The organism is Lascolabacillus massiliensis, from assembly GCF_001282625.1.
In the GTDB taxonomy this organism is placed as follows: domain Bacteria; phylum Bacteroidota; class Bacteroidia; order Bacteroidales; family Dysgonomonadaceae; genus Proteiniphilum; species Proteiniphilum massiliensis.
The window spans coordinates 1,432,062-1,444,006 of record NZ_CTEJ01000002.1 but is presented as its reverse complement, the minus strand read 5'-3'; the positions used below and the strand labels follow the sequence as shown (position 1 = coordinate 1,444,006).

The following is an 11,945-nucleotide window of genomic DNA, read 5'->3' as shown; positions in this document are numbered from 1 at the left end:
AATTTTGTTGAGTAATACTACTCTATGTAAATGCAAGTTGTTATTTTATCACTTAATCAAATAATTTCATCCCTTTAGGTATAAAGCCAGTGATGTCGCGACCATACCTTAAAAGCTCCCTTACATGCGAGGAACTAATATGAGTCAGAGCCGGTTCTGTGAATAATACAAACGTTTCTATTCCGGAAATAGTTCGGTTCATATCCGCAATAGTTTTCTCATATTCAAAGTCAATTACCGATCTTATTCCCCTCAAAATATAGCGTGCTCCTACTTTCTCGGCAAATTCAATAGTTAAGGTATCATAGCTTTGCACGCTTACTCGAGGTTCATCTTTATATAATTCGCTTATCATTTCAATACGCTGCTGTAGCGAAAAATATGATTTTTTGGACTCATTGACCCCAATTGCTATTATAATCTTGTCCATCAGCTGCAGTCCCCTTCGCACAAGTGATTCATGTCCAATTGTAAATGGATCAAACGTACCTGGGAAAACAGCAATTCTGATATTATCCTGTGCCAGGTTTTCTGCTACTATTTCACTCATAATGCAAGATAATAATTAAGCTACAACATCCTCCTCTACAACAAGATTATCTATAATAAAAGCTTGTCTTTCCGGAGTATTTTTACCCATATAAAATTCGAGCAGCTCCTTTAGAAGGTCCTCTTTCTTCATTGTCACTTTATCGAGTCGGATATCTTCTCCAATGAAGTTTCTGAATTCATCAGGTGATATCTCTCCCAACCCCTTAAACCTTGTAATTTCCGGGTTAGGCCCAAGTTCATCAATAGCATTTATACGCTCTTCTTCTGAATAGCAATATATAGTTTTTTTCTTATTCCTAACCCTGAAAAGCGGAGTTTGAAAAATATAGACATGCCCCTTCTTGATCAAATCAGGGAAGAACTGAAGAAAGAATGTAAGCAAAAGAAGTCTGATATGCATACCATCGGTATCAGCATCTGTTGCAATAATAACCTTATTATATCGCAGACCATCCATATTTTCTTCAATATTCAGCGCAGCCTGAAGCAGGTTAAACTCCTCATTCTCGTATACGATCTTCTTTGTCAGACCAAAGCAGTTTAGAGGTTTGCCTCGCAGACTAAAAACAGCCTGTAGATTTGGATCTCTACTTTTAGTAATAGACCCGCTTGCCGAATCTCCCTCTGTTATAAAAATTGCCGTCTGATCACGCTGATCACCCTTTGGATCATTGTAATGAATTCTGCAATCACGAAGTTTCTTGTTATGCAGATTTGCTTTTTTTGCCCTTTCGCGAGCAAGTTTAGTAACACCTGCAATAGCTTTTCTCTCTTTCTCAGAATCCTGTATTTTTTTCTGCAGGATCTCTGCAGTATCCGGATTCTTATGAAGATAGTTATCAAGATCTCTTTTTAGGAAGTCGTTGATATACTTATTAATAGTAACACCATTAGGTTCCATATCTTTAGAACCTAGTTTGGTTTTTGTCTGCGACTCAAAAACCGGTTCTTCAACCTTTACACTAATAGCTGCTACGATACCGTTTCTTATATCTGAAAATTCATAGTTGCGGTCGTAGAACTCCTTAATAACTCGTGCAGTAGCCTCACGAAAAGCTGCAAGGTGAGTACCACCCTGAGTTGTATGCTGACCATTTACAAAAGAGTAATACTCTTCGCCATATTGATTTGTATGTGTAATTGCTACCTCTATATCCTCTCCGAAAAGATGAATAATAGGATAAAGCTCCTCTGAAGTAAGATTTTCGTTAAGAAGATCCTCCAGTCCATTTTTAGAACTGTAATTTTTCCCGTTGAAGTTGATTGTGAGACCAATATTCAGGAAAACATAATTTTTTAGAAGAGGCTCAATATGTTCATCCCTATAATGATAATCTCCAAAAATTGCTCTGTCAGGTGTAAATTCCACCCTGGTGCCACTAGAGTTATTTGATGGTTCCAACTCACCGTCACTTAAAAGAGTTCCCTGTGAGAATGTTACAGTTTTGGACTGTCCATCCCTTGTGCTCACCATTGAGAAACTGGATGATAGTGCATTTACTGCTTTAATACCTACACCATTAAGACCCACAGATCTCTTAAATGACTTAGAATCGTACTTAGCTCCGGTATTCATTTTAGAACAAACATCCTTTACCTTACCAAGCGGAACCCCTCGCCCATGGTCCTGTACCATAACAGTATCGTTCTCTATAACAACATCAATAGTTTTTCCAAACCCTGTCATAAACTCATCAATTGAGTTATCGAGAACCTCTTTTAGAAGAACATATATACCATCGTCGGCCGATGATCCGTCACCCAGCTTTCCGATATACATTCCTGGTCGACGGCGGATATGCTCTTTCCACTCAAGTGTGACTATATTTTCTTCCTGATAATTATCCTGTAAAATCTTTAATTCTTTTTCTGCTTCGTTCACTTTTTACTCTCCCTTAAATATTTTTTATAAAGGCTCTTCTTCTCTTGTGCTGCTCATACTCTAAACCATTCCACATAGAATGAACTTTGCTGTTATCTTCAAGTTCAATATTACTTTCAGCCTTAGTCATTCCCAGTTTATTTGCAGCAGGTATAAATTCATTAAACATTAATGCATTAACACCTTTTCCCTGGTATTCCGGATCAACTGCTATCATAAGCAGATCGAGCACTCCATTATGCCCATTCCCTTTAAGAGCTTTGTAGAGATGATACCATCCATTGGGAAGGAATCTTCCCTTAGCCTTTCTCAAAGCATCAGACATACTTGGTAATCCAATTCCTACACCAACAAGTTTATTGTCATTCTGCCTCAGTATCAAGGTTACAAAATCAAGTCGTATCATCGGGATATACATATCCACATAATAATCTATCTGCTTGTCGCTTAATTCTACGTAACCATAAAGATCCTTATATGCATTGTTTATAAGGATGAACATCTCTCTTGCATATGGATAAACATCCTGTTTTCTCTGCAGGTGTTTAACTGTCAGTCCAAATCTTTTCTTTACAATCTCTCCCATTCTGGAGAATCGTTCGGGGACCTCTGGCGGGATCTGAATTAAGAACTCCACCCAATCTTTATCCTTTACATATCCCATTCTTTCCATATGCTTCTGGTAATAAGGATAATTGTATATGGTGGCCATTGTTCCCATTCTGTCGAAACCCTCAATGAGCATACCTTCATGATCGAGATCGGTGAATCCTAATGGACCATGAATTTTCTCCATACCTCTTGAGCGAGCCCAGCTTTCTGCTGCACCAAACAATGAATCAACTACATCTTCATCATCAATAAAGTCTACGAAACCAAATCGCGCATGCTTTTGATTCCATCTTTCATTAGATTTATAATTAATGATTACTGCTATTCTGCCCACTATTTCACCATCTCTGTATGCAAGAAAATAGGTGGCATCACAGTGGTCGAATGCCGGGTTCTTACTCCTGTTAAGAGTAGCTCTCTCATCATAAATTAAAGGTGGTACAAAATATTCATTTCCTTTATAGAGATCTATACCAAACTGGATGAACTTCATTAGGTCATCCTTAGAAGTGACTTTCTTAATTATGACTGACATATTTGATTATTTCTATTGGTTACACTCTTTGATACAATCACAAAGATAATGATTTTTTCATTTAACGATAATTCAAAAAATTATTCTTTAACCCTCTGCATGTAATGTTCCCATCTACTAACAACATCAATAACATAGTTCACTGTTTCATCCCCTCTGAAGTAGCCATTTTTACAGACAGGATCATTGTAATACTGCTCAAGTCGTTTCAATTGTATATATCTTTCCACGTTTCCAGCCCACACATCAGGATCAGCGCCATACTTCTCTGCCAGCGCCCTTGCATCAAAGATATGTCCTATTCCTCCATTATAGGCAGCCAACGCCATTTTTAACTGCTCTTTTGAATCATTTATTGGACTAAATACATTTAAAAGCATTTTCAGGTATTCCGAGCCTGCTCGAATATTTGTTTCAGGGTCAAAAATCTGATCTGCATCTACACCTAAAGATGATGCTGTTGAAGGCATCAGCCCCATTAACCCGGAAGCCCCTGCCCAAGAGTTTACACCACTGTCAAAAGTTGACTCCTGATATGAAATAGATGCCAGTAAACGCCAGTCGATTCCTGTCTGTTCACCATACCGCCTGAAATATATATCATATGGCGAAATCACCCCAAGTTCCAGATTCTCATTTATCGAAAACTGCCTTATTTCGGTATATCCTTTAGCCTCTTCGAAATAACGTTTTTCAATTCTAAGGTAAGCAGGTTCAGCTCTGGTTCTTTCAAACCAGCTATTAAGTGAATCTGCAAGTATGGGACTATTTTTTCTGACTGCCCATGAAGACCTCTGATCAAAGCTTATTTGAAGATGAACATCAAGGTTTCTGAAATAGGTTTGATTTAATTTTGCAAGATCATCATCAGATACTGTGAACTCAATTTCACCTCTCGAAACCATCCGAATCAGATCTTCCGTAACCAGTGAATCTCTATCAGCCCTGTCAATGATAATGCCACCACCCAGCTCTTTGTCCAGATTCATTAATCTGTCAAAATGCTTTGAATTATCAATTACCGTAACCTCCTTACCAATAAGTTCCACAACATCAGTGAGCATAGAATCCACCTGTCTCACTCTCTGCACCAGAACCTGGTGAGATGTTTGCATGAATCCTGCATAAAGAAAAGAGTCCTTCATCTGATTTGTTACCGGCAGATTATATGCAATTACATCACCCTTACCATTCTGAAGCATTCTAATCATTTCGTCCATATTCTCTGCCACAATTACATGAGGTGTGATTCCATGTTCCCTGCAGAAGTTGGATATCATATCATAATGATATCCCATTTCCTGATCGCGATAAATGAAATATGAGGTTGACGTATTTAGCGTAAGTACATGCAGCGTATCATTTTGTAATATTTGAGGAAAGTCGATGACTTCATTATGCTTACCTAATTCCCCGCATGAAAAAGAGAGGAAAATGATTATTAATGAGGCTAATATGTCTTTTAACATGATTACTTTAGAATTAAAACAGTCGTAAATTTACATGTTTTTATCTTTATATGCTCCAATTAACTGAGATAAAGCAAAAAAACAGGATGTCTTTATAAAAAACATCCTGTAATAAAGAGTAAAACATTAAACATTAATACTATTCGTATGCTATTTCTCCATGTTCAGAAATATCAAGACCTATAGACTCTTCGATTTCGCTGACTCTTATACCAACAAGTTTATCTACCAGATTGAAAAGCACCCAAGTCATTAACGCACTAAATGCAATTGTTGCAACTGTAGCTATAAACTGAATCCACAATTGATTCCAGTCACCATAAAGTGCCCCTTTTGCCCCACCTTCGCCTGTAATCTCCTGAGTGGCAAAAACCCCAATCAGAATTGAACCTATGATTCCTCCAACACCATGTACACCAAAAGCATCTAAGGAGTCATCATACCCAAACCTGAATTTTACATGAGCAACCATCCAGAAGCATATCAGACCAGAAGCAACTCCAATAACAATGCCCCCAAACACACCTGTAGAACCAGCAGCTGGAGTTATGGCCACCAAACCTGCAATAACACCTGTACAGAAACCAACCACAGTAGGCTTCTTATTAATAATTTGATCGAGAAGTGACCAGGTTAATGCTGCAGCAGCTGCCGCTAAATTTGTAACCAATATTGCATTAGCTGATATTCCATCAGCAGCTAATCCGCTTCCTCCGTTAAACCCTAACCAACCCATCCAGAGCAGAGCTGTACCTATTACTACAAATGGAATATTGTGGGGAGTAATTGGAGCTTCACCAGGAGTGTTCCACCCTTTTCGTTTTCCTAAAAGTACAGCCATCATCAGAGCTGAAACTCCGGCATTGATATGAACTACAGTACCACCTGCAAAATCTATGGCACCTAATTCACCAATCCATCCTCCACCCCATACCCAGTGAGCTAATGGATTATATACCAGTAATGCCCAAAATACTGAGAACAGAATGAACCCTTTAAACTTAATACGTTCTGCAAAAGCTCCAATTATTAAGGCAGGAGTTATTACTGCAAACATTCCCTGAAATGAGACAAACAATAACTCTGGAATTGAATATCCCTCAAGTATATCATTAACACCAACAGCGCTAAGAAATATTTTATCAAATCCTCCGATAAATAGATTTGCAGAACCGCCACTTGAAGTAAAAGCGAGACTATACCCTATAATAACCCACTCTATAATTATTACTGCAGTAAGTATAAGACACTGCATCAATACACTTAAAATATTCTTACGTCTTACCAGTCCACCATAAAAAAGTGCTAATCCTGGAATTGTCATCATCAGTACAAGGATGGTTGCGACAACGATCCATGCTGTATTTCCACTATCTAAAACTGATTCCACTACCTGTTCTGTCATATATAATTCTTCACTCATAAATTACAATTTTTAATATTTTTACTTTTGCTTGTCATATAATGATTCATCACCTCTATCGCCTGTTCTGATACGTATGGACTGATCGATAGTGGAAACAAAGATCCTTCCGTCTCCACTTTCACCAGTATAGGCAGATTCAAGAATAGCATCAATTGATTTCTGAACATTAATTTCCCGGACTACAAAAGAGATAAAAATACGGTCTATGGCATTTACATCATATGCAATACCTCTGAAGATAAGACCTTGAGTTGCGGTTCCTTGTCCTTTCACCTCCCACCAGGAGAGAAAGTCAATATCAGCATTATGCAATGCTTTTCGGACCTCATCGAACTTCGACTTACGAATAATTGCTTCAATTTTTTTCATATTATTTTATTTATAGTGCATTATTAAAACTTCATTCCAAAAAGTAGGAAAACATCCTTAGAATCAGGATTAAGAACTGCCTGAGTATAAACAGGAATTGAAAATGAGTCACTTAAAGATATCTCTTTAGTTGCCTTAATAGCAGTAACCACAACAGCAAAACCATCTGAATAATACCCCGCTGCAGGAGTAGCACCTAATATCAGATCTATATCGACAAAAGATGTGGGGATAGAGTAACTTGCTTCAAAATAACTAGAGTAGTCATCATCACCTAGAAAATTAGTATTCCATACAAAAGATAGCGGGACAGACTCTCCGAGAGAGAAGCCTAAAGTTGCTTCTACAACATGTTTAGAAAAATCGAAATAACTGATCTTTTCGATAGCAGGGAGATCATGCGGCAAAAAATAATCAGTAATTAAAAAATTAAAATTACCTATTGAATAGCTGGCAAAGAGGTCAAACTCTCTCCATGAAGCATTGAAGCTGGAAGAGCCCCAGACACCCAATGTAAAACCTCCCGAAGAGAGCGATATGCCTGGTTGAACTGAAGCAGGGCCAACATATAAACCTCGCCAGATATAAGAGCTTACAATATCTGCCTCAGCATTTACAGTTAACTCCTGTGACTTTACTAAACTAATTGATATAAAAATGGTAAGCAGTAAAACAAATAATCTATTCATACATAATTTTATTAAGTGAATAACCCAATTTCAATCTTATTGTAAATAATTAGCTGCAATAAATATTAAATAGACAGTAAAAGGACGTCCGCTGTGTCTTTTTGATTATATTATGCTGCAAATATAATCATTTAGATTTTATTTCAAAATATTTATGAACATTTTATTCATTATTTGTTAGTTTTTCAATCATTTTGTAATGCTGAACCTTATAAATCCTGCCATTTTGCACTGTTCCCTAAAAACCGAAATATTTGATTTTTTGATGTTTAACTGATATATTTGAGAAAATTGACTTAATAAAAATGAAAATCACGATATATTCTATTTTTTTGATATTCTATTTATTTACATTTAAAGTGGCTGGTCAAAATGAAAATTGGCGTGAATATTTGTCTCAATTGGCAGAAGAAGAGATTGAAAACTCTGTAGTAATTGAGAACATGTATGAAGAACTTTTAAACTTGGAAACAAACCCTTTAAACCTTAATACTGTAAAGAAAGAAGAGCTGGAGAGTATACCCTTATTAAGCAGTGAAGAGGTAAATATGATTTTTGATTTCCTTAAGCACAACCGCCCTGTAATGACAGTTTATGAGTTGAGGAATGTAAAAAAATTAAGCTATAGAACGATACAACTAATAATACCATTCTTTTATGTTGGGGAAGAAGATTCAGACAGTAACAGAGAGTATAAATTCAGTCAGCATGATATCCAGATAAGGTTTGACAAAACCCTGACACCAAGGGCAGGATATGGGAGTTTCTCCGACAGCATACTTGAACGATACCCCAATCGTAAGTATAGAGGTGAAGACTTTTACAATTCAGTAAGATATTCTTTGAAATACAGAGAAAAAATTCAAATGGGAATTACTGCTGAAAAAGATGCCGGAGAACCGCTTCTCAAACAGGGCTATAAAAAAGGATATGACCATTATGGATTTCATTTCATAATTAATAATTCAGGTAGACTTAAAACTTTGGCAATAGGAGATTATAGAATCTCTTTTGGACAAGGGCTGATTCTTAATAATGACTTTCCCGGAAGCAAATCATGGAGCATTGACAATGTTGCTAGACGTACAACTGGTCCAAAGAGGCATTTCTCTACTACAGAATATGGCTTCTTCAGAGGTGGTGCAGCTATGTTTGAATTTAACAATGTATCGTTAACAGCATTCTATTCAAACAGACTAATTGATACTAACATATCAGACAGTGGTGAAATTACATCATTTAAAACCGATGGTCTACATCGCACTCCACTGGAGATAAGTAAAAAGAAAAATACACGAGAACAGGTTATAGGAACAAATATAAATTACAGATACAATCGTTTCCAGACAGGTATTAGCGGTGTATATCACATTTATAATAAAATGTATAATCCTGTATTAAGAGACTACAATAAGTATTATTTAAGAGATCAGTCAAACCTTAATGCGAGTATAGATTACTCATATCAGCTTCCAGGTTTTATTCTTGCCGGAGAAACAGCTATTGCAAAGAATGGAGCAGTTGCAACAATAAACTCGTTACAATATCGGCCTGTGACAGATATCTCTTTCACATTACTTTATCGCAAATACCCCATCACATACAATGCATTACATGCTCAGGCATTTTCAGAAGGAAGCAGGGTTCAGAATGAGAATGGCATATTTATAGCTACTGCCTTCAAACCAGTTAAAAGGTTAACTGTAAACTCATACCTGGACCTGGTAAGATTTCCGTGGAAGAAGTATGGTGTTAATGGACCTTCAAAAGCAATGGACCTATATTTTAAAAGCAGCTATACCTTTTCTGAGCATTCTTATATTGAAGCAAGATATAAGTTTAAAAGGAAGGAGAAGAATCTGGACAACCCCGAACTTGAAGAAAAGTCTGTATTGCCATACATTACTAATAAACTTCGTTTAAGGTATTCTCAGGAAAACAGCAGTGGGTGGAATTTTAGATCAACAGTAGATTTTGCCCGATACTATGCCAAATATCAATCTCATGAGAGAGGTGTGATGATCTCTCAAAACATTGGATTCAGAGGTGGAAAAGGCATAAATGTTGACTCATATTTAGCCTGGTTCAACTCTGACACTTATAACTCCAGGCTTTATTCATATGAAAGAAATATTTTAAGCACATTCTATATGCCATCTTTTTATGGAAAAGGGATCAGATTGGCGCTATCGGCCAAATTTGAGATTACTCCTCAGTTTACACTTTCTGCAAAAGCAGGGTATACAAATTACTTCAACCGAGATATAATTGGCTCCGGTACAGAGCAGATTAACGGTAACAGCAGAACTGATCTCTATACATACCTAAGATGGAGATTCTGATTGTTTTTTGTATTTTTGCAATCAAATTCTTTTATATATGCCCAATCCATTACTTCAAATTGACTCACTTACAAAAAGCTTTGGAGATCTTTTACTCTTCAAAGATATCTCTTTCGGAATAGCTGAAGGAGATAAGATCGGACTGATTGCAGCTAATGGTTCGGGTAAAACAACCCTGTTGAATATCATATCAGGGAAAGAACCATACGATAGTGGTAGAGTGGTATTCCGGAATGATATCAGGGTAGATTATCTTGAGCAGTCTCCGGAATTCAACCCTGATCTAACAGTACTGGAGGCATGCTTTAGCGCTGACAATGACATAGTAAGACTGATTGCAAGGTATGAAGATATAATCGCCTCGGATAATCAGAATGAACTGTCTCACATACTGGCAGAAATGGATCTGCATAATGCATGGGATTATGAGCAGAGGATTAAAAACATTTTATCTCAGCTAAAGATATACGACTTCCATCAAAAGATAGGTGAGCTGTCCGGTGGGCAGGTCAAGCGTGTTGCGCTGGCAAACGTATTGATCAGTGAGCCGGAACTGATTATACTTGATGAGCCTACCAACCACCTTGATCTGGATATGGTTGAATGGCTGGAAGAGTATCTTTCCAGGAATAACATCAGTTTGCTGATGGTTACACATGATCGCTATTTTCTGGATCGGGTATGTTCGCAGATAATTGAAATTGATGATAAACAGGTATACTCCTACAAAGGCAACTACTCATATTATCTTGAAAAACGGGATGAGCGAATCCTGGCTCAGAACAGTGAGGTGTCGAGGGCTCAGAATCTAATGAGAAAAGAGCTTGACTGGATGAGACGACAGCCCCAGGCCAGAGGTACAAAATCAAAATCAAGAATTGATGCATTCTACACACTTGAGGAGAAAGCCAAAAAGCAGCGTGAGGAAAAAAGTATCCAGCTAAACTCTATAAATTCATATATAGGTAAAAAAATATTTGAGGCTAAGCATGTAACGAAAAGCTTTGGTGATATTAAAATTACGGATGATTTTAATTACAACTTTACCAGGTATGAAAAAATGGGTATTGTCGGCAATAACGGAACAGGCAAATCTACTTTTATAAAAATGCTATTGGGAGTAGAAAAACCTGACGAAGGATACTTCGAAATTGGTGAAACAGTAAATTTTGGATATTATAGTCAGGACGGCCTCCAGTTCGACGATCAGAAAAAAGTAATTGATGTTGTAACAGATATTGCCGAAGTTATTGATCAGGGTGATGGAAAAAAACTTACCGCCTCCCAGTTTCTTCAACACTTCATGTTCCCTCCTGAGAAACAGCACAACTATGTTTATAAGTTGAGCGGAGGAGAAAAAAGGCGACTATATCTGTGCACTGTACTTATAACCAATCCTAACTTCCTTGTACTAGATGAACCTACAAACGATCTGGATATTATAACATTGAATATTCTGGAGGAGTATTTTGCTTCATTCAAAGGGTGTCTGATTGTAATTTCTCACGACAGATATTTTATGGATAAAGTTGTGGATCACCTGCTTGTATTCCATGGAAATGCAAAAATTCAAAACTACCCGGGTAACTATACTCAATACAGAGAGTGGAAAGCTGAGGAAGACAAGAGACAGAGCGAAGTAGCTAAAATTGTTAAAACTGAGTCTGAGCCTGCTGACAGCAGAAAAAAAGAGGAAGTTAAAACTAAACTGACCTTCAAGGAGAAGCGCGAATTTGAATCACTGGAGAAGGAAATTGAAGAATTGGAAGAAGAAAAGAAGCTACTGAGTGAAGAGATTTCATCCGGAAAACTAAATACTGATGAATTACTGAGCAAATCTAACCGACTAACAGAACTACTAAACCTGATAGATGAAAAAACCATGCGATGGCTTGAACTGAGTGAGATTTAGAATCATTCCAAATAACTGACCGTGAGTCTTCTATTTTTTATTTAAGTACATAAATTATTATTTTTGTATTTAAATATTGATGTAATGTAAAATTACAAACAATTTAGCCCAAACATCATTTTTTATATCCAGCCATTAACAACAATCGAGTGAACTT

The 11,945-nt window shown here is 37.0% G+C and carries 9 protein-coding genes; 2 read left to right on the top strand and 7 right to left on the bottom strand.

The window, feature by feature from the left end:
* Nucleotides 1–52 precede the first annotated feature (52 nt).
* The 7 genes from coaD to BN1354_RS10745 form a co-directional block, all read right to left on the bottom strand.
* Complete coding sequence (gene coaD / locus BN1354_RS10775; RefSeq protein WP_045090496.1) at nucleotides 53–550, bottom strand: pantetheine-phosphate adenylyltransferase; 498 nt, start codon at nucleotides 548–550, stop codon at nucleotides 53–55.
* Nucleotides 551–565: 15 nt separating this feature from the next.
* Entirely contained in the window at nucleotides 566–2,434 is a 1,869-nt protein-coding gene (locus tag BN1354_RS10770) for a DNA topoisomerase IV subunit B (protein ID WP_045090497.1), read from the bottom strand.
* 13 nt (nucleotides 2,435–2,447) lie between these two features.
* Entirely contained in the window at nucleotides 2,448–3,581 is a 1,134-nt protein-coding gene (locus tag BN1354_RS10765) for an N-acetyltransferase (protein ID WP_053827110.1), read from the bottom strand.
* 80 nt (nucleotides 3,582–3,661) lie between these two features.
* Nucleotides 3,662–5,050, bottom strand: coding sequence for an MltF family protein (locus BN1354_RS10760; RefSeq protein WP_053827109.1), 1,389 nt, complete (start codon nucleotides 5,048–5,050; stop codon nucleotides 3,662–3,664).
* 139 nt (nucleotides 5,051–5,189) lie between these two features.
* The gene (locus tag BN1354_RS10755) at nucleotides 5,190–6,473 is read right to left on the bottom strand and encodes an ammonium transporter (protein ID WP_082331580.1); all 1,284 of its coding nucleotides are present in this window, start codon (nucleotides 6,471–6,473) and stop codon (nucleotides 5,190–5,192) included.
* A gap of 21 nt (nucleotides 6,474–6,494) precedes the next feature.
* Nucleotides 6,495–6,845, bottom strand: a complete 351-nt coding sequence (locus BN1354_RS10750) for a P-II family nitrogen regulator (RefSeq protein WP_045090500.1) — start codon at nucleotides 6,843–6,845, stop codon at nucleotides 6,495–6,497.
* Nucleotides 6,846–6,868: 23 nt separating this feature from the next.
* Entirely contained in the window at nucleotides 6,869–7,534 is a 666-nt protein-coding gene (locus BN1354_RS10745) for a TorF family putative porin (RefSeq protein WP_053827108.1), read from the bottom strand.
* A 359-nt stretch (nucleotides 7,535–7,893) separates the two neighbouring features.
* Here BN1354_RS10745 and BN1354_RS10740 point away from each other — a divergent pair, with 359 nt between their 5' ends.
* The gene (locus BN1354_RS10740; RefSeq protein ID WP_197272055.1) at nucleotides 7,894–9,876 is read left to right on the top strand and encodes a ComEA family DNA-binding protein; all 1,983 of its coding nucleotides are present in this window, start codon (nucleotides 7,894–7,896) and stop codon (nucleotides 9,874–9,876) included.
* 37 nt (nucleotides 9,877–9,913) lie between these two features.
* Nucleotides 9,914–11,788, top strand: a complete 1,875-nt coding sequence (locus tag BN1354_RS10735; protein ID WP_053827106.1) for an ABC-F family ATP-binding cassette domain-containing protein — start codon at nucleotides 9,914–9,916, stop codon at nucleotides 11,786–11,788.
* The last annotated feature ends 157 nt before the right edge of the window (nucleotides 11,789–11,945 follow it).